The organism is Erwinia rhapontici (genome assembly GCF_020683125.1).
GTDB lineage: Bacteria > Pseudomonadota > Gammaproteobacteria > Enterobacterales > Enterobacteriaceae > Erwinia > Erwinia rhapontici.
Window position 1 is genome coordinate 2,917,723 of record NZ_CP085627.1, and the last position, 18,510, is coordinate 2,936,232.

Here is an 18,510-nt window from a genome sequence, read left to right on the forward strand (position 1 = left end):
TCAGGCGCGTTTTGCCACCGGCAGACCCTGCTGCCAAAAATCGCGCAGTAACTGACGCGGCCACTCCGGCTCCGCTCGCGCAGGCACCAGGTGGTCGATCTCGGCATCTTTCAGGCTGTTTTTCAGGCAGGCCGTCATGATCTCGGCGGTGAATTCCGGGTGAAACTGCACCGATAATGCCTGCGCCGAGTAACGAATAATCTGGCAACCGTCCTGCGCGGATGCCGCCAGCACCTGGGCACCCGGCGGCGGCGTCAGCACCGACTGACGGTGCGACAGCCAGGCCGAGAACTGCGTTGGCAACGATGCCAGAAGCGGATCGTGATGGCTCTCGGCGCGCGCTTCCAGTGCCGTCAGGCCGCGTTCCCAACCATTAGGGTTATCGCCGACTTCACCGCCCAGCGCATAAGACATCAGCTGATGTCCGTAACAGACACCCAGCAGCGGTAACTGTTCTGCCACTGCATGACGAACCCAGGCGGCGGTACGCTCACTCCACTCAGCATGATCGGTGACCATCGCCCAGGAGCCACTGAGAATGGCCGCAGAAATCGTCTCCAGCGCCGGTAACGGTTCCCCAAGATCAGGGCGCACCACGATATAGTCCTCCACGGACAGATCCAGCGCGTCAATGAACCATTGCTTCTGCTCCCCGACAAGGGTGCTGACCGCTTGCGGCGGTGTTTCAAGCTGGATAATGGCTAACGGAAGTCTCACTGTCATCTTGCTCAATCCTCGAATCCTGGCGGAGTCGCTCACCCCGGTGATTATCATGGCAGCTTGTCACGAACCTGTCTCATAACATTTTCTGGCATTCTTTAAACAAAGCATCGGGTTAAGCCCTTCGATTTTCGCCTGGTTTGCGCCACAGGCTGCTAAAAAAACTACGGAGTTCAGCGCCTCATTTGGTGCATTTCATGCCATGATTATCGGGACTACTTCGTTTGCTAAGGACTGTGCAGTGGCTCTGCGTCATTTTTTGCTGATTTTGCTGGTGGTGTCCATTTGGGCATTTAATAACATCGCCATTAAATGGGGGCTGCTCGACCTGCCGCCTCTGTTGATGATTACCATGCGCTTTGTGGTGGTGGCATTAATCCTGGTACCTTTTACCCGCGTGACCCGCCAGCAGCTCCTCTATCTTGTGCCGCTCGGCTTTACGTTCGGCTTTATGCATTTCGCCCTGCTGTTTGTCAGCCTGAGCTATACCGATGCCGGAACGGCGGCGGTGATCGTGCAATTGGGTACGCCGATCGCCATGTTGCTGGCGATGGTGTTGCTGAAAGAAAAACTGCGGCTGGTGCAGCTGCTGGGCATTGCTCTGTCACTCAGCGGCGTTGTGGTGCTGGCCGGCAGCCCGACCATCCCCAACGGGTGGGTGCTGCTGCTGCTGTTACTTAGCGCCTTCGGCTGGGCCATCAGCAATATGATCGTGAAAAAATCCCCGGCCATCAGCCCGCTGACGCTGACCGGCTGGCTCTCCTTTTTTGCCATCCCGCTGGTGGGATGTGCCTCCTGGGTGGTCGAATCTGACCAACTCAATCTGCTGCTACACTCTTCATGGCGGGGTTGGTTTGGCATTCTTTTCAGTGCGATTGGCTCCTCCATTGTGGCCTACTCGCTGTGGTACAGCCTGCTGAAGCATTACAACGTCAACCTGATTATGCCGTACTCACTGCTGACGCCGGTGCTGGCGGTGATTATGGGCGTGGTGGTACTGGGCGACAGCATGAACAGTTTTAAGGCGATGGGTGGCGTGCTGGTGATTGTCGGCACGGCGATTGCGGTGATTAACCTGCGTAACCTGAAAATGCATGCACGCTTGCCGCGCTTTCGTTATGACCGCCACAGGAAAAACCGTACCCGGCCCTGAAACCCTGTAAGGAGAGTCAGATGGATAACCGCCTGAGCGATGCGCTATGGCAACAGCTGTGGCACGGACTGCGTAACAACAGTTCACCGCTGCCCTCACTCACGATCCGCGGCGATCGGGCACTGGTATCGGCTTATCCGGTCAGCGAGCTCGCCGCCACCAGTATCGGGCTGGCCGCTCAGGCCGCAGCAAGCCTGACGGGAAACCCGTCTTCGCTGGAGGTGGACGGGATGCTGGCTTCACGCTGGTTCCAGCATGCCCTTCGCCCGGTCAATCGTCAGATGCCGCCACTGTGGGATCCCTTCGCCGGGGATTACGCCACAGAGAACGGCTGGATCCGCCTGCACACCAACGCCCCGCATCACCGGGCCGCGATGGAAAAGGTGCTGGGGAAACACGCCGAACGTCAGACGCTGGCGGCAGCCGTCGCGCAATGGACAGGCAGCGATCTTGAGCAGGCCGTGGTGGATGCCGGAGGCTGCGCCGCTGCCCTGCGCAGTTTCAGCGAATGGCAGCAGCATGCTCAGGGCCAGAGCGTCAGCCGGGAAGCGCTTATCGAACAAACCCTTCAGGCCTGTGGCCCGGCACCAACCTGGCGTCTGCTTCCCGCCCGTCCGCTGCTCGGCGTACGCGTACTCGACCTGACGCGCATCATTGCCGGGCCGGTGGCCACTCGCTTTCTCGCCGGGCTGGGCGCAGAGGTCCTGCGCATTGACCCACCCGGCTGGCAGGAGCCGTCGCTGGAAGAAGAGATCAGCCTGGGAAAACGCTGCGCACGGCTTGACCTGAAATCCAGCGAAGAGCGACAGCAGTTTGAAAAATTGCTCAGCCAGAGCGATGTACTGGTGCACGGTTACCGCGCCGATGCGCTCAGCAATCTGGGCTATGACACGGAAACGCTGCAACGTATCAGGCCGGGGCTGGTCGATGTCAGCCTGAATGCCTGGGGCTGGACCGGGCCGTGGCGCAATCGCCGTGGATTTGACAGTCTGGTACAGATGGCCTGCGGCATCGCCGAGCGCGGCCGCCTGTGGCAGGGCAGCGATGCGCCGGTGCCGTTACCCGTGCAGGCACTGGACCACGCCACCGGCTATATGATGGCAGCCGCCGTACTGGAAGGATTACGCCAGCGCCTGCTGCATAACACCGGGTTTACTGCCCGTCTGTCACTGGCGCGCACCGCCTGCCTGCTGACGGATGCGCCCTATCCACAGGATGCGCAGCCCGCAGGGCTTGGACCGCGACAGGTTCAGGACGACGATGCCGAAGCCGTTATTTCTCAATGGGGGGTAGCTTACCGTCTGCGTTCACCCTTCTGGCTGCCGGGGATGCCGCTGAACTGGTCAAAAGCCCCTTCACCGTTCGGTTCGGCAGCGGCGGAGTGGACGCGCACGGGTCAGGCATGCCTGACCCCTACAGGATTATCACCCTCGCCGTAGGGTCGGGGCATGCCTGACCCCTACATGATTATTACCCTCGCCGTAGGGTCGGGGCATGCCTGACCCCTACATGGTTATCACCCTCACCGTAGGGTCGGGGCATGAATGCCTGACCCCTGCATGGTTATTACCCTCGCCGTAGGGTCGGGGCATGAATGCCTGACCCCTGCATGGTTATTACCCTCGCCGTAGGGTCGGGGCATGAATGCCTGACCCCTGCATGGTTATCACCCTCTCCGTAGGGTCGAGGCACGCCTCGACCGGGATCACGATGCCCGACGCTTACGCCTGCTCGTCTTCCAGTTCATCACGCATCGCCTGCAACGCTTCGCGGCTGATGGCCGCCAGCGTGCGGTAAAATGCGCTGCCCGCATGTGCCTCCACTTTTCCGAGGAAAGCACCGACCCACGGCATCAGGAACTCATCAAACAGCTGGATCTGCGCCTGGTACTCATCGACCTCAGACTGATCTTCCAGCCAGGACGATGCCAGCAGCAAGGCACCAATATGATCGACAGGCGCATCAGTTAGCGGCATCCCACGCTGGCTGAGAAACGCCCGCACTTCGGCTTCCTGCGGGCCATTTTCCCACTGAGAACCGTACGGTGACACCTTGCATTCCGGGCCTACAAACAGCGCATTATAGTCAGATGCCAGCAGCGCGGGATCGCAGTTCTGCTGTAAGCGGGTTAACAGTTCGTCCTGCTCCAGCGGCCAGTGCTGTTGCAGTTTGCCTTCGCGCAGCAGGGTAAACAGAGGGACCAGCAGCGGGTCCTGAGGCTGACGATTATACAGCGAGCCCAGGATGCGGCAGATGATGGAAAACTCATTCATGTGTTTCAGTTCCGTTAAAGGTAATATGTGACACCGTCACAAATCAGCGAATTCAGCAATTTCCCTGCCGGTGCGCTGTTGTAAAAAGTCCAGCAGGCGGCGTGGCGTGACATTTAACACGCGATCCTCTGGAAAATCCACCTCGCGCATAATGCGCAGGCAGTGGTCGAAGTGACCAAGGGTAAACGCGGTATGCGAATCCGACCCCAGCGCCAGACGGCCACCGGCATCACGCACAGCGGCGGCTACGGCACGACAGTTAGGTTCACTGCCCACGCGGGAGGTGGTAAACGAGGAGTTATTCAGCTCCAGTGCAACATCATACTTCGCTGCCGCTTCGGCAACGGCCCGAATATCGATGGGATATTTCGGGTTGCCCGGATGACTGATGATATGCACCAGTCCGTTCGCCATCGTGGCGATCATCGCGTCGGTATTGCTCGCTTTATCCTGCGGGGCCAGCACCGGTTCGTGAAAACCGGCTACGATAATATCAATCGAGTCGAGCATCGGCCCGCTGCAATCAATCTCACCCTGATTATTTTTGATGTTCGCTTCTATCCCGCGCAGTATGCCCACGCCATCAATCACCCGTGGCCAGACCTTCATATTTACGAAGTGCCAGTAGTGCGGCGCATCGGCCATATCCGGACCGTGGTCGGTGATCGCCAGCAGTTTGACGCCACAGGTTTGTGCCTGTAACACGTAGTCACGCAGCGTACTGTAGGCATGAGTGCTGGCCACAGTGTGCATATGCAGGTCAACTGGATACATCGGTTTTCTCCTTTATATTAATAGCCGCGGCTGATATCAACGCGCCCTTCTGGCATCTCGCCATTCTCACGTCGCAGTATAGCCTGTGCAATGTAGTCCATAGCTTCGTCTGGTAAGGTTACAGCCGCATTATGGGGCGTAATCGCAATATCAGGATGCGACCAGAAAGCATGTTCGGCCGGCAGCGGTTCGTGATTAAACACGTCCAGTGCGGCAGCGCTCACCTCGCCCGCTTCCATTGCGGCGAGCAGATCGGCTTCCACCAGATGCGCACCGCGTGCAAGGTTCAGCAAAAACGCGCCGGGTTTGAGCTGGCTGAGCAACTGGCGATTGAGGATCCCTTCGGTCTGTGGCGTATTGGGCAGCAGATTGATCAGTACCTGCGTAGAAGAGAGGAAGTCGCCTAACTGCTGCTCGCCATGGAAACTGCTAACCCCGTCGATCTGTTTCGGTGAGCGGCTCCAGCAACTGACCGGAAAATCCCATGCCAGCAGGCTTTTCGCGACGCTGCGGCCCAATACGCCAGCACCGAGGATGCCGACAGAGAACTCATCGCGCTTACGGTTATGCAGGTGATGCCAGAGCGTTTCGGTTTTCTGTTTCTGATATTCAGGAAAGCGGCGGAACCAGCCGAGCACGTGATACACCGCGTACTCCTGCATCTGACGCCCCATTCCGGTATCTTCCAGGCGGAACAGCGGCACGCCCGGGGCCAGCATCTCAGGGTGCTCACGCAGCTGCCCCAGGATATCGTCAACGCCCGCGCCCAGCGCAAACGCCCCCTTCAGCTCGCGCCCCTGAAGCATTTCAACGGGTGGCTGGCGCACCAGCGCATAGTCGGCCGGGCCGTTGTCTCCCACCTGCCATTGACGAATGCGGGCATGAGGCAGACGTTGCTGCAAACCGTTGATCCAGGTCTCTGCCTTGAAAAAGGGGTGATAAAAAATGATATCCACGTTTTTTCTCCTGTTTTTTGCTTAAGCTCGTGGAAAATGCGACGGCTGGCAAGTGAAACTTTAGCCGGGCGTCCGTCCGGTGGCCTGCACAGTGTGAAATTATCAGGCCATGATCCGCGCGTAACCCGCTTAACAGCGGATGAAGTCTTCCCACTGCCGTTTTAAGCAGCAAAGTGATTTAAAACTGACTAAACGCACGCATATTTCGGGAATCAGTGTTGACCGCAACCGCAGTTTTCCCTACATTAGCGCCCGTCAGCAACCCGGTTGTGACAACAATATGGTGAGGTGTCCGAGTGGCTGAAGGAGCACGCCTGGAAAGTGTGTATACGGCAACGTATCGAGGGTTCGAACCCCTCTCTCACCACCATATTCTAAGAGAATGCCTGAGCGAAAGTTCAGGCATTTTTTTTGCCTGTCATTCCGTGGAGAGAGGGAGTGAAGAACCCTCGCCAGGGTTCGACAAAACGGCAGGATAGCCGTTTTGCACAGCCGCAGGCTGCCCGCAGGGCGAGCGCCAGGGATGGCGCGAGTGATCCCCCTCTCTCACCACCATATTCTAAGAGAATGCCTGAGCGAAAGTTCAGGCATTTTTTTGCCTGTCCGACCCGGGCGAGGCATGCCTCGCCCCTACATCAGGGAGGATACGAGTCTCACCCTATTCAAGAATAATGCCTGTACGTAGGGGTCGGGCATGCCCGACCCGCAACAAGGCATCAGGAATGATCCCGTCAAAACAATAAATGTGCTCTTCCATGCAAACGAGCGACATGATTTGCAGACCACGCCCATGCCACTAACCCGACCGTCGTGAAACGCTCTCCCATCCGGCGACCACGATCATAATCACCGTGGTGAGACCATTCACCATCAACCTGTCGGTGATAAACACCACAGGAATTAATCCGGCCAGCGCCACCAGCCCGACAATATGCGACAGCGGAAACCGGCCGTAGACCATCAGTTTATAAATCGCATTGGCCAGCAGATAGACCGCCGGGCCGAGCAGCAAAACGGCGGCGGCGGCCATGTCGATATGTCCATCAGGATGGGCGATCACCAGCTCATTGGCTACGGCGCAGACAATAATCGCGCCGACCAGCACCACATGAACATAATGGAAGCAGGCACCCATCTGTCCCGGATTATCCGCATGTTGTATAGCATGACTGCCTGCCTTGCTGCTGGTATCGAAATAGACCCACCACATTGCCAGGCTGCCGATAAAAGCCACCAGCGAGGCAATAATAATCGGCGCATCCCACACGTCGGTTTCACTCAGCGTTGCACCGGTAATCAGAATGGTTTCACCCAGTGCGACAATAACAAACAGCTGGCAACGCTCCGCCAGATGGTGCCCTTCTATGGTCCATTCACTGCTGCTGTCTGAACGGCCCAGGCCCGGCAGCGGGAAACCGAACATCGGTGAGAAGTAGGTGCAGGCCACCGCTATCCCCCACAGGATCAGGCGCTCCGGCCCTTCGGCGATGCCACCCCACAGCCAGAACACCCCAGAAATACACATCCAGCCGAGGATGCGCTGGAAATTACGCCGCAGCAAATGCCCCGCGGGCAGTAACCATAATGTGACAGCGCTGCGCCCAACCTGCATCGCAACGTAAAACAGTGCAAATATCCAGCCGCGTTCACCGAATGCCTGCGGCAGTGCTGAAGAGGCAAACAGGCCCAACAGCATCACACCAAACAGCAGCAGGCGAATTTGTCGGGTTTCAGGATCGAACCAGTTGGTGACCCACGCGGTATACTGCCAGGCGAGCCAGACGGCAAACCACAGCAGCAGGGTTTCCAGTGCGCCAGTGAGCGTCAAATGATGCAGAAGATAATGGGAAAGTTGAGTGACCGCGAAAACGTAAATCAGGTCGAAAAGAAGTTCAGAAAATGACACCGTTGCGCCGTGGCCATCACGTACGCGAAGCAGAGTTAGCGCCATGGAAATGTTCCTGAAAAGGGGGCATTACATTGATAATAGCGAGACGCCCGAAACAGGAACATGTTTTATTGATGTCGGGCAGCGCCTTATTGGCATGATAAAGAGGGAATACGATGTTTTTAACATCTTCAGATTATCAACAGGCGGTTACATCGCTGGCAGCAGACGAAGAAGAACTGCTTGCGGCAGTGGCATTTTGGGGAAAAGGGGCAGACACGATGATCTGCCCACGCGTCGGTCAGCGCGCCAGGCTGATTTGTAATGTAGACAGCGGCGCCACCAATCCCCAGGTGATCAAAGCGCTGCGTGATAAGCCGGGCGTGACAATACGCCAGTCGGACAAACTGCATGCCAAAGTCATCGCCGGGGCGAAACAGGCGCTGGTCGGTTCGGCCAATTTTTCCGCTAACGGATTAAATCTTGAAGGCAGCGAGCAGTCCTGGTGGGATGAAGCCGGACTGTTAACCGAGGACCCCGGGCAGATCGCAGCTATCCATCAATGGTTTGCCGCGCAGTGGGAAGCATCACGCGACATTAGCGATAAAGACCTGCAACTGGCCCAGCTGCGATGGTCACAGCGGCGAGCCAGCCGAACCGCATCGGCACCGATTCACGCATTTGAACGCCTGCGCCCCACCGATGCTGAAGACAGGGAAATCTACCTGGTGATTTATAATGAGGCGATGTCGCAGGACGGTGAAAAGGCCTTCCAGGAAGAGCAGAAAAAACGGACCTGTCAGCCACAAACGGATATCACTGTGTTACCGCCCCTGTATGAAGGCTGGCCAGATTTGCCAACGAACGCCTTGCTGATAGACCTGTATTACGAGGAAGGGAGGAAGATGGAGTGCGCGGGCATTTTTACGCGTACCCTGCAGGATATCAATTTCACCTATTCCGATGGCAGTGCGGGCCATCTGGCGTTGTGCGTTCAGGAAGACAAGGTCATGGGTTATCTGTTTGATGATAAAGAGGCCAGATTGTTCGTGAAGCAAATCCGGCCTTTTATAAAGAAAATCCTGCAACACGCTACAGGTTCAGAGAAGAGTCGCTCTGTGTGCATCCCTTTTTCAGAGGTACTCCACATCTGCCAGCAGTCACGTTAACCAGCATCAGGATGGGGACGACGCACAGTTCGTCGCCCCACCTTATCGTTACTTGATCGCCAGAGCAGCCTTGATGGTATAGAACAGATCGGTTTGATCGGTCAGACCGACCACATTCGCCGCATGAGGACCATATGCCGCAATGCGCAGTTGCGTGCCGGTGTGGCCCTGAGAATCTTCTTCCGAATTGCCGTAGCTGATGGTCATCGGGCTGCCATCTTTAGTGATCAGCGTCTGCGTCAGGCCCGGTGCCTTGCTGTCATTGGCAATGATCTGGCTGGAGTGCGCATGGTCAGCGGTGACAATCACCAGTGTGTTGCCGTCCTTACGCGCAAATTCCAGCGCCTTTTGTACCGCTTCATCCAGATCGACCGTTTCACCAATCTGGCCGCACGGATTAGCGGCATGATCCTGCTTATCAATAGATGCCCCTTCCACCTGAAGGAAGAAGCCCTGCGGCTTGCTGCTTAGCAGTGAGATGGCTTTATCGGTCATCTGGGCCAGGGTTGGCGTTGATGCCGGACGTTCCGCATTCACTTCGCAGGTGATCGGTTTCCCGTCGAGATTGCCGTGATAAGTGGCTTTCGGCCCTTTCCAGCGCACCGGCATATTGCCGTCAGCAAACAGCCCCAGTACCGGCTTATCGTCGCCCGCTTCGCTCAGGCCGTTCATCCCCGCGAGATCGCTCACCAGCTGATAGCCGCGCAGCTTCGCCTGCTCTTGCAGAGTTTTGCCCTGCCATTCGCCCGCTTTCGCCGTCTCACTGAAGGTTTTCCCACCGCCGCCGAAAGTGACGTCCGCGCGGGCATTCAGCAATTGCTCAGCGATGGAACCTTTACCGCCCTTTTCCAGCGCGTTGGTGGCACAGAGTTCGCTGGTTTTCACCGGGCCATAGCATTTACGTGAGGTAACATGGGCAATCTGCGCGGCCGGGGTGGCATCTTCCAGTTCGGCGGTAGATACGTTACCCGTGGCTTTACCGGCGGCTTTAGCCAGTTCCAGCAGTGAAGGATAATCTTTACCGTTCACATCCACGCCGATGGCGCCATTATAGGATTTTACCCCGGTGGCCCAGGCGGTGGCAGAAGCCGCAGAATCGGTGACGTAGTCGGGTTTATGGCTTTTTTTATCCAGCGAGTAATGGGTGTACTGACCGGTCAGCGGCAGTGCATCAATACCTTTAAAGAAACCGCCCGCACCTTCTGCATAGTTACGCGCTGCCGTGATTTCAGAGTCACCCATGCCATCGCCGATCAGCAAAATGACATTTTTCGCCGTGGTATTACTTAACGAGGCTTTAATTGCCTCGGTCTGATCACCGGTCAGGCGGCGTGCACCACCGGGCTGGGTGATATCCCCCTGTGCGGCACGATTCCAGGTGGCAATATCCGCCACGGCAGAGGAGCAAATCAGCGAGGTCAGCAGGGAAAGAGCAAAGGCTTTGTGTTTCATTGTTGGCGATCTCCATGAATAAATTTAACTTAATGTTTCTGCGCCACAGTCTGCGATACAACTATTTCATTTTCGTGTCAGCCACGTGACAGGGAGATTTCATCGCCGGGTATGCTGATGATGGAATTTTGCGACTGCTCATGAGTTAAGCGAATAGAACCATAGGGAAAAATACTACTTGACCCATTAACGGCGACTGCCTATAGTACCGCCCCGTTACCCCCTGTGGGTGACGGCAGTAAAATATGGTGAGGTGTCCGAGTGGCTGAAGGAGCACGCCTGGAAAGTGTGTATACGGCAACGTATCGAGGGTTCGAACCCCTCTCTCACCACCATATTCTAAGAAAATGCCTGAGCGAAAGTTCAGGCATTTTTTTTGCCTGTCATTTCGTGGAGAGAGGGAGTGATGAACCCTCGCCAGGGTTCGACAAAACGGCAGGATAGCCGTTTTGCACAGCCGCAGGCTGCCCGTAGGGCGAGCGCCAGGGATGGCGCGAGTGATCCCCCTCTCTCACCACCATATTCTAAGAGAATGCCTGAACGAAAGTTCAGGCATTTTTTTTGCCTGTACGTAGGGGTCGGGCATGCCCGACCTGGACGAGGCATGCCTCGCCCCTACATCAGGGAAGGTACGAGTCTCGCCCTATTCAAGAATAATGCCTGTACGTAGGGGTCGGGCATGCCCGACCCGGGACGAGGTATCAGGGATGACCCCGTCAAAACAATAAATGTGATCTGCCGCACAAACGGACTACTCGAATATCCTCCACATTTATTATCTTGACCCCCTTTATTCTCACCTCTTATAACAGCCAGGTATCCCATGAATGATATTACCCAACTGCTGAAAAGCCATCGCAGCGATCGTAGCTACCTTGATAAACCTGTCGCCGACAGCATTATTGATGACATTGTTGAAGCAGCGTGGCTTGCACCGACCTCCGTCAACTCGCAGCAGGTATCACTGGTTGTTGTACGCGATGCCGCTACCCGCGCCCGCATTGCCGAAATCGCCGGTGGCCAACCGTGGATCGCAAAAGCACCGGTATTTATCACCTTCGTGCTGGATATGTACAAAAGCCAGCAGGGTATTGCCGCAGAAGGTAAAACGCAGATTGCGCATGAAAGCCTGGAAAGCCTGATCTCTGGATCGACTGATATTGGTATCGCGCTGGGTGCGGTGATGACGGCGGCCCGTTCACACGGGCTGGGCGTCGTGCCGATTGGCGGGATCCGCCGTGAACCAGAAGCCATGATTGAGCTGCTGAATCTGCCTGAACTGACCTTCCCGGTGGCGGGCGTGGTACTGGGCTATGTCGATGAACCCGCCGTGCAGAAGCCCCGCATGTCGCTGGCAGGCTTCCGTCACGAAGAACGTTATGACAGCACCTCATTGCCAGACGTGATTAAAGCTTACAACGAAGTTCTGGTGGCACACTGGAACAGTACCGGGCGTACCGATGGTGATAACTGGGGCAACAACACCGCCAGCTATTATCAGAATATCTATTTCCCGAACGTTCAGCCGGCTATCCTGAAACAGGGTTTCGGCATCAATAAATAAACAAAAAAAGCCCGGCACTGCCGGGCTTTGATTCGTACAGGGCGATCGCAGACCGCCCCGCTTTCATCTCTGATTAACTGTAAGCAAGCAGTGCTCGTTGGCAAAGCTCTGAACGCACACAGTCCTCTTTATCAAAACGTACCACGCCAATCATCTCGTCTTCCTCGAAGCGCGCCATCGCGTCGCTGAGGCCAGACTTCACATGAGCCGGCAAGTCACACTGGGTGATATCACCGTTAACGATGACCGTGACGTTTTCTCCAAGGCGAGTTAAGAACATTTTCATTTGGGCTGCGGTGACATTCTGCGCCTCATCCAAAATAACCACCGCGTTCTCGAAGGTACGACCGCGCATATAGGCAAAAGGCGCAATTTCCACTTTGCCTATTTCGGGGCGCAGGCAGTACTGCATAAAGGACGATCCCAGACGTTTAACCAGAACGTCATATACTGGCCGGAAGTACGGGGCAAATTTCTCGGAGATATCTCCGGGCAGGAATCCCAAATCCTCATCTGCCTGAAGGACCGGACGAGTCACTATGATCCTGTCGACATCCTTATGTATCAGGGCCTCGGCTGCTTTCGCAGCGCTGATCCAGGTTTTACCGCATCCGGCTTCACCGGTGGCAAAGATCAGCTTTTTGTTTTCTATGGCGTGGAGATAGTGCGCCTGAGCTTCATTTCTGGCTTCAATCGGTGAATGGTCGCGGGTATCGCGAGCCATACCAATGGAATCCAGCCCACCCATCTGCACCAGCGAGGTGACCGATTCTTCTTCACGCTGACGATGACTGCGTGAATCGCTACGAAGCACACGTTTTGCTTCACGACGCGCTTTGATCACTGCTTTCTGTCTTCCCATAGTGGCACCTTACAGTTGGTTTCATTTCCCGCATCGGTATATCGATGCGATTACGTGAACGCTTTAGAGGTCGTGGCTTCCTTTTAAGCCTTGTCTGGCCGTTGAAACAAATGCACAGCAGAAATCATGCCCGCCATGCACCGGTAAGGGTTAAAGGAATTGAGTAGCCGTTGAGTTGTGAAAGAAGAGAAAGCTGAAGTGGAAATGTTTTCCTCGCAAATATTCGCGATATGAGACTTTTTGACGACTGGCCCGGTAAAGGACTTCTGCATTCGCTATCTCCAGAGTGGAAAACTATATGCGAAAATCAACAGCAATTTCATATTCTTCATATTAGCGAAGAAATGCAACACTTTTTTTAACGTTATTATGACATTCAGATGAATGCATTTAAAATCATGAAGTTATAATTATATTTTTATTAACAATGGCGAGGTGGCGAAGATGGGTTGTGTGATTTTTAATCAGTTTGATTTTATTGATGCTAAGAATCATCCCAGCATAACGAGCTTAGAATTAGCGGATTAAGATTAATCCGCTAATTAAGATTAAGCCTCCAGCAATCCCTGTGCCAGATAGTGTTGGGCATCAGCAACGCCGGGGAGAACGAAGAAATACCCCCCGCCGATCGGTTTTATATATTCTTCCAGCGCTTCGCCATTAAGTCGTTTTTGCACGGCCAGAAAACCTTTTTCTAAATCGTGCTGATAACAAACAAATAACAGCCCCATTTCCAACTGTCCGGCGTTAGAGACACCCAGAGAATAGCTGTAACCACGGCGCAGCATCAGGCTGCTTTGCGTTTCCGGCGTACGCGGGTTCGCCAGACGGATATGGGCATCCATTGGGATAACATCTCCGTTAGGATCGCTGACGTAGTCCGGCACATCGTGCTCTTTGTGCATCCCCAGTGGCGCACCGCTGTGCTTCTCGCGACCAAAGATGGTTTGCTGTTCACGTAACGGCGTACGGTCCCAGAACTCCACATGGAACTGAATAATACGTGCCGCCTGATAGCTGCCGCCCAGCGTCCACGCCGGTTCGCCCTGCGCTTTGCTGACCCACAGAATATTATCCATCAGGCTGTTATCGGTGCTGTCCGGATTCGCCGTACCGTCTTTGAAGCCCAGCAGATTAATCGGCGTCTCTTTGCCTTTGCTGCGCGCTGCGTGGTCGGAGATAAACCCTTCACGTCGCCAGCGTACGCTCAGCAGATCCGGCGAATGCTTGATGATATCGCGCAGCGCATGGATGACCGTATCATTGGTATTGGCGCAAATCTGCAACAGCACATCGCCGTGGCACAGGCTGGCATCAAGCGAATCGTTAGGGAAGCGCGTCATCCGCTGTAATTTCAGCGGCTTCAACGCTTGCAGGCCAAAGCGCTCGTCGAACAAAGAGGTACCAACAGAAACGGTAATGGTGAGGTTATCCGGGTAGATGTCCTCCCCCAGAATGCCAGAGTCCATCGGTGGCAGCTGCGGGTTGGTCACCAGCGGTGCTTTACCTCCGGTGGTCAGAAACGCAATGCGGTCGGTTAACAGCCTGAACAGACGCACCAGATCGGCTTTGTCCGTGGCCAGCACATCAAACGCCACCAGCATCATGGCCGCCTGCTGCGGCGTGGTGATCCCCGCCTGATGCGCACCATAGAACGGTTGACGTTCCTGGCGGGCGCCAGGTGACAGCGTTCCGGGTGATGAGGTTTTCTCGTCAGTGGCCGCATGAACCGGGCAACCGCCCGCCACTACCAGGGCACCACTGAGGATGCCCATTCCTTTCAGTAAACGACGACGTGACGCTAACGCCACACCGTCAACAGGTTTTGCCATTTCTGATTAATCCAGACCGAGCGTACCACGCAGCAGGGAAAGGTCTTCGGCCAGCGCCGTAATAGGACCTTTCAGTGCCGTGCGATCGGCATCAGTCAATTTCTCGTAAGATTCATAGCCGTCTTTGGTACGGTACTTCGCCAGAATGGCATCGACTTTTTTGAAGTTACCGTCCACTTTCGCCAGCAGTTCAGGGTTAGATTTTTGCACCAGCGGACGCAGCAGGTTCACGATCTTCTGTGCGCCATCAACGTTGGCCTGGAAATCCCACAGGTCAGTGCGGCTGTAGCGGTCTTCTTCACCCGAAATTTTGCTGGAAGCGACTTCCTCAATCAGACCAGCAGCACCGCCAACCACTTTGCCCGGAGGGAAAGCCAGTTCACTGATACGGGTCTGCAGATCCAGCACATCTTTGTACAGCTGGTCGGCGAATTTATCCATACCTTTGGTGGTGTTATCGGCAAATAACACTTTTTCCAGACGGTGGAAGCCGGTGAAGTTAGGATCCTCTGCTTTCTTCTCGAAATCATCTTCACGGGCATCAATCTGACCATCGAGATCGGAGAACAGCTCAGCAATCGGCTCAATACGCTCGTAGTGCTGACGGGTTGGCGCAAACAGGGCTTTCGCTTTCGCCAGATCGCCCGCTTTCACGGCATCTGTGAAGGCTTTGGTGCCGGTGACCAACTGGGCCACTTCCTGAGTGACATACAGCTTATAATCAGCAATCGGCCCAACCAGTTGCAGTACATCCGGCTTGCCGTCGTTCACTTTACTGCCATTCGCTTTCACGATCAGCTTGCCTTTCGGGTTGCTCAGCAGGCCGCAGGTAATATCGTACTCACCCGCTTCCAGATTCGCGGTCAGCTTCTGGGTGAAGGATGGCGCGATATTTTCACGCTCTTCCACCACCATTACGCCTTTCAGAATCTCCCACTCCAGCGCTTTCTGGCTGTTGTTCTTAATGATGAACTGCGTTTTGCCTGCATCCACGGTCAGTGTCATCGGTTCACACTGTTTATCGGTCACGCTGACGTTAACCTGTGGGATATCGGCAGCCAGCGCTGCGCCGGATGAAGTCAGGGCGGCCAGCAGGGCAGCATTCAGTGCGTGGCGGCGAAAGTGTGTGGTCATTGAGTCATCCCAGTCAAAGTGTTGTTAACGGCAGACCATCAGCCTGCCAGACAGATTCAGCGCGTGGTACGCGCAGAGGTCGATACAGAGCGCGCAGGCAGTGCAAACAGCAGCAACGCAGGAATCAGATAGATAAACCACACCGCGACTTCACTGACGCTTGGCGCTTCCTGATAGCCCAGCAGGCCCTCCAGTAAGGTGCCAACAACGCTGTGGGTGGTCAGGGTGTTACTCAAATCAAACGCCACGTCCTGGAAGTGATTCCATAACCCGGCTTCATGAAAGGCGCGGATCGCCCCTGCGGCCAGTCCGGCAGCGACGAAAATAATGAACAGGCTGGTCCATTTAAAGAAGCTGGCCAGGTTAAGGCGCACCCCACCCCAGTAAATCAGCATACCCAGCACCACCGCAGTGCCAAGGCCGAGCATCGCACCCAGCGGTGGCGCATAACCCACATCCTGCTGGAACGCGGCCAGCAGGAAAAAGACGGATTCCAGCCCTTCACGCGCCACGGCAAGGAACACCATCATGATCAGCGCCCAGCCGCTGCTGTTGCCCTTCTGTAACGCGCTATCAACAGCCTCTTCCAGCTGTGCCTTTACGTTACGTGAGACTTTACGCATCCAGAACACCATCCAGGTGAGGATCACCACGGCAACGGCGGCAACCAGGCCTTCAAACAGCTCCTGCTCTTTCTGCGGGAACTCGCCCGTGGTTTCATTGATAAACCAGCCGAGTGCAAGGCACAGCGCGGCAGCAACAAACACCCCAATCCACATGGCACCAAACCACTGACTGCGCTGGGTGCGTTTCAGGTAACTGGCGATCAGGCTGACAATCAGCGCCGCTTCCAATCCTTCGCGTAACATAATAAGAAACGGGACAAACATGCCATACACCTCAAAGCGTGAAATTAGGTCAAAACCAGTAAAGATAAGTAAAATAAAAACGATATTGATTATCATTATCGGGCGACTAATTACAAGATGGCGGAACGATATTTTCGTGTTTTGCGAGATGGGAAAAATTAAGCAAATGTAACGATGACGACAGGGCTTTCTCCCGCTCGTTCCCGACGGACAGGCAGGAGCGAGGGCATAAAACGGGAAAGCGGGCTGAATTGCAGAGGGGGAAGATTCGCTGGTACCGGGCGGCACCAGCGAAGAGGAGAGCTTAGTCGGCCTGATATTCGGCTTCAGCGGCATCAAAACGCTGCTCAGCAGCGGCAGATGGCCCTTTGCCCAGCAGGCTGAAGACCACAATGGCGATACTGCCGAACAGGAAGCCTGGAATAATCTCGTAGAGGTCAAACCATTCGTATTGTTTCCATACCAGCACGGTCGCCGCACCGACGATCATCCCGGCCAGTGCACCGTTACGCGTCATACGTCTCCAGACAAGAGAGAGCAGAACCACCGGACCAAATGCCGCACCGAAGCCAGCCCAGGCATAGCTCACCAGACCCAGTACACGGTTGTCCGGATTCGCGGCCAGCGCAATAGCAATGGCCGCCACCAGCAGCACCATCAAGCGCCCCACCCACACCAGCTCACGCTGGCTGGCCCCTTTACGCAGGAAGTTCTTATACAGATCTTCCGTCAGTGCGCTGGAGCACACCAGCAGCTGGCAACTGAGCGTTGACATCACCGCCGCCAGAATCGCGGACAGCAGGATCCCGGCAATCCATGGGTTAAACAAAATGCGCGCCAGTTCAATAAAGATACGCTCACTATTCTGCGAAACCTCGCCCGCCAGTGCAGGGTTGTTCTGGAAGTAGGCGATACCAAAGAAGCCCACGGCGACAGCACCCGCCAGGCACAGAATCATCCAGATCATCCCGATACGACGTGCGGTACGAATAGAACGGTGAGAATCCGCCGCCATAAAACGCGCCAGAATATGCGGCTGGCCGAAGTAGCCCAGCCCCCAGCCCAGCAGGGAGATAATCGCCACAAAGTTGAGATTTTTCAGCATATCGACATTGGCAAGGCTCTTGGCTTTGATCACGACCATCGCATCGTCCAGACCACCGACCGCAAGAATGACCATCACCGGCGTCAGGATCAGGGCAAAAATCATCAGGCTGGCCTGCACCGTGTCGGTCCAGCTGACCGCGAGGAAACCGCCAACGAAGGTGTAAGCAATAGTGGCAGCGGCACCGGCCCACAGGGCTGTCTGGTAACTCATGCCGAAGGTGCTTTCGAACAGTCGCGCACCCGCCACCACGCCAGAAGCGCAGTAGATGGTGAAGAAGATCAGGATGACCACGGCGGAGATCACGCGCAACAGCTTGCTGGTGTCTTCAAAACGGCTGGAGAAGTAGTCCGGCAGCGTCAGGGCATTGCCATGATGCTCAGTCTGCACGCGCAAACGGCCCGCGACAATTTTCCAGTTCAGATACGCCCCCAGGGTCAGGCCAATGGCGATCCAGCTTTTTGAAATCCCGGCAAGGAAGATAGCGCCCGGCAGGCCCATCAGCAGCCAGCCGCTCATATCGGACGCACCGGCAGAGAGTGCCGTCACAACAGCACCTAAACTACGACCACCGAGAATATAGTCATCAAAGTTTTTCGTTGAACGGTATGCGATGAAACCAATCAGCACCATGCCAAGAATATAAACACAAAATGTCACCATCATGGGTGTACTTACAGTCATTTAAGTTCTCCACTTATTATTCGTTTCCACAGCGGGAGGCTGCATATGCGTCATCTGCCGGAACGAAGCAGACCG

The 18,510-nt window shown here is 55.5% G+C and carries 15 protein-coding genes and 2 tRNA genes; 6 read left to right on the top strand and 11 right to left on the bottom strand.

What is annotated here, in order from left to right:
- Complete coding sequence (locus LJN55_RS13630; protein WP_227534630.1) at positions 1-723, bottom strand: glutamine amidotransferase; 723 nt, start codon at positions 721-723, stop codon at positions 1-3.
- A 238-nt stretch (positions 724-961) separates the two neighbouring features.
- On the opposite strand from LJN55_RS13630, the gene LJN55_RS13635 reads away from it, so the two are divergent.
- Positions 962-1,873 (top strand): DMT family transporter, encoded by a 912-nt coding sequence (locus LJN55_RS13635; RefSeq protein ID WP_133841738.1) that lies wholly within the window; start codon positions 962-964, stop codon positions 1,871-1,873.
- A gap of 20 nt (positions 1,874-1,893) precedes the next feature.
- On the top strand, positions 1,894-3,312 hold the full coding sequence (locus LJN55_RS13640; RefSeq protein ID WP_227534631.1) for a CoA transferase: 1,419 nt from the start codon (positions 1,894-1,896) through the stop codon (positions 3,310-3,312).
- 282 nt (positions 3,313-3,594) lie between these two features.
- Here the strand turns inward: LJN55_RS13640 and LJN55_RS13645 are convergent, their stop codons facing one another.
- Genes LJN55_RS13645 through ghrA form a run of 3 tightly spaced genes read right to left on the bottom strand, consistent with a single transcriptional unit; the run spans position 3,595 to position 5,876 of the window.
- The gene (locus LJN55_RS13645; RefSeq protein ID WP_227534632.1) at positions 3,595-4,146 is read right to left on the bottom strand and encodes a TorD/DmsD family molecular chaperone; all 552 of its coding nucleotides are present in this window, start codon (positions 4,144-4,146) and stop codon (positions 3,595-3,597) included.
- 36 nt (positions 4,147-4,182) lie between these two features.
- Positions 4,183-4,920 carry a phosphatase gene (locus LJN55_RS13650; RefSeq protein WP_227534633.1) on the bottom strand — a complete coding sequence of 246 codons (738 nt, stop codon included), beginning with the start codon at positions 4,918-4,920 and terminating at the stop codon, positions 4,183-4,185.
- A 17-nt stretch (positions 4,921-4,937) separates the two neighbouring features.
- Entirely contained in the window at positions 4,938-5,876 is a 939-nt protein-coding gene (gene ghrA, locus LJN55_RS13655; RefSeq protein WP_227534634.1) for a glyoxylate/hydroxypyruvate reductase GhrA, read from the bottom strand.
- A 282-nt stretch (positions 5,877-6,158) separates the two neighbouring features.
- Between ghrA and LJN55_RS13660 the strand changes: the two genes are divergently transcribed.
- A tRNA-Ser gene (locus tag LJN55_RS13660) sits at positions 6,159-6,246 on the top strand.
- Positions 6,247-6,672: 426 nt separating this feature from the next.
- On the opposite strand, the gene LJN55_RS13665 is transcribed toward LJN55_RS13660, so the two are convergent.
- Entirely contained in the window at positions 6,673-7,827 is a 1,155-nt protein-coding gene (locus tag LJN55_RS13665) for a low temperature requirement protein A (protein WP_167863753.1), read from the bottom strand.
- 113 nt (positions 7,828-7,940) lie between these two features.
- On the opposite strand from LJN55_RS13665, the gene LJN55_RS13670 reads away from it, so the two are divergent.
- Complete coding sequence (locus LJN55_RS13670; protein WP_159336464.1) at positions 7,941-8,933, top strand: phospholipase D-like domain-containing protein; 993 nt, start codon at positions 7,941-7,943, stop codon at positions 8,931-8,933.
- 48 nt (positions 8,934-8,981) lie between these two features.
- On the opposite strand, the gene phoA is transcribed toward LJN55_RS13670, so the two are convergent.
- The gene (phoA, locus tag LJN55_RS13675) at positions 8,982-10,385 is read right to left on the bottom strand and encodes an alkaline phosphatase (RefSeq protein WP_227534635.1); all 1,404 of its coding nucleotides are present in this window, start codon (positions 10,383-10,385) and stop codon (positions 8,982-8,984) included.
- Positions 10,386-10,632: 247 nt separating this feature from the next.
- On the opposite strand from phoA, the gene LJN55_RS13680 reads away from it, so the two are divergent.
- Positions 10,633-10,720: transfer RNA gene (locus LJN55_RS13680), tRNA-Ser, on the top strand.
- Between the two features lie 488 nt (positions 10,721-11,208).
- The gene (locus LJN55_RS13685; protein ID WP_133841730.1) at positions 11,209-11,949 is read left to right on the top strand and encodes an NADPH-dependent oxidoreductase; all 741 of its coding nucleotides are present in this window, start codon (positions 11,209-11,211) and stop codon (positions 11,947-11,949) included.
- 73 nt (positions 11,950-12,022) lie between these two features.
- Here LJN55_RS13685 and phoH read toward each other — a convergent pair whose 3' ends face one another.
- The 5 genes from phoH to putP all read right to left on the bottom strand — a co-directional run bounded on the left by phoH (position 12,023) and on the right by putP (position 18,435).
- Complete coding sequence (phoH, locus tag LJN55_RS13690; RefSeq protein ID WP_133841729.1) at positions 12,023-12,811, bottom strand: phosphate starvation-inducible protein PhoH; 789 nt, start codon at positions 12,809-12,811, stop codon at positions 12,023-12,025.
- 548 nt (positions 12,812-13,359) lie between these two features.
- Positions 13,360-14,643: an iron uptake transporter deferrochelatase/peroxidase subunit gene (efeB, locus tag LJN55_RS13695; protein WP_227534636.1), complete on the bottom strand. Its 1,284-nt coding sequence runs from the start codon at positions 14,641-14,643 to the stop codon at positions 13,360-13,362.
- A gap of 6 nt (positions 14,644-14,649) precedes the next feature.
- Positions 14,650-15,777 (bottom strand): iron uptake system protein EfeO, encoded by a 1,128-nt coding sequence (gene efeO / locus LJN55_RS13700; protein WP_212812906.1) that lies wholly within the window; start codon positions 15,775-15,777, stop codon positions 14,650-14,652.
- A gap of 56 nt (positions 15,778-15,833) precedes the next feature.
- Positions 15,834-16,667 carry an iron uptake transporter permease EfeU gene (gene efeU, locus LJN55_RS13705; RefSeq protein ID WP_133841726.1) on the bottom strand — a complete coding sequence of 278 codons (834 nt, stop codon included), beginning with the start codon at positions 16,665-16,667 and terminating at the stop codon, positions 15,834-15,836.
- 283 nt (positions 16,668-16,950) lie between these two features.
- On the bottom strand, positions 16,951-18,435 hold the full coding sequence (gene putP, locus LJN55_RS13710) for a sodium/proline symporter PutP (RefSeq protein ID WP_227534637.1): 1,485 nt from the start codon (positions 18,433-18,435) through the stop codon (positions 16,951-16,953).
- Positions 18,436-18,510: the final 75 nt, after the last annotated feature.

Bases quoted from the DNA above. Each gene is read 5' to 3' on its own strand.
- LJN55_RS13630 (WP_227534630.1), bottom strand. From the start codon at position 723: ATGACAGTGAGACTTCCGTTAGCCATTATCCAGCTTGAAACACCGCCG.
- LJN55_RS13640 (WP_227534631.1), top strand. From the start codon at position 1,894: ATGGATAACCGCCTGAGCGATGCGCTATGGCAACAGCTGTGGCACGGA.
- LJN55_RS13645 (WP_227534632.1), bottom strand. From the start codon at position 4,146: ATGAATGAGTTTTCCATCATCTGCCGCATCCTGGGCTCGCTGTATAAT.
- LJN55_RS13650 (WP_227534633.1), bottom strand. From the start codon at position 4,920: ATGTATCCAGTTGACCTGCATATGCACACTGTGGCCAGCACTCATGCC.
- LJN55_RS13665 (WP_167863753.1), bottom strand. From the start codon at position 7,827: ATGGCGCTAACTCTGCTTCGCGTACGTGATGGCCACGGCGCAACGGTG.
- LJN55_RS13670 (WP_159336464.1), top strand. From the start codon at position 7,941: ATGTTTTTAACATCTTCAGATTATCAACAGGCGGTTACATCGCTGGCA.
- phoA (WP_227534635.1), bottom strand. From the start codon at position 10,385: ATGAAACACAAAGCCTTTGCTCTTTCCCTGCTGACCTCGCTGATTTGC.
- LJN55_RS13685 (WP_133841730.1), top strand. From the start codon at position 11,209: ATGAATGATATTACCCAACTGCTGAAAAGCCATCGCAGCGATCGTAGC.
- phoH (WP_133841729.1), bottom strand. From the start codon at position 12,811: ATGGGAAGACAGAAAGCAGTGATCAAAGCGCGTCGTGAAGCAAAACGT.
- efeB (WP_227534636.1), bottom strand. From the start codon at position 14,643: ATGGCAAAACCTGTTGACGGTGTGGCGTTAGCGTCACGTCGTCGTTTA.
- efeO (WP_212812906.1), bottom strand. From the start codon at position 15,777: ATGACCACACACTTTCGCCGCCACGCACTGAATGCTGCCCTGCTGGCC.
- efeU (WP_133841726.1), bottom strand. From the start codon at position 16,667: ATGTTTGTCCCGTTTCTTATTATGTTACGCGAAGGATTGGAAGCGGCG.
- putP (WP_227534637.1), bottom strand. From the start codon at position 18,435: ATGACTGTAAGTACACCCATGATGGTGACATTTTGTGTTTATATTCTT.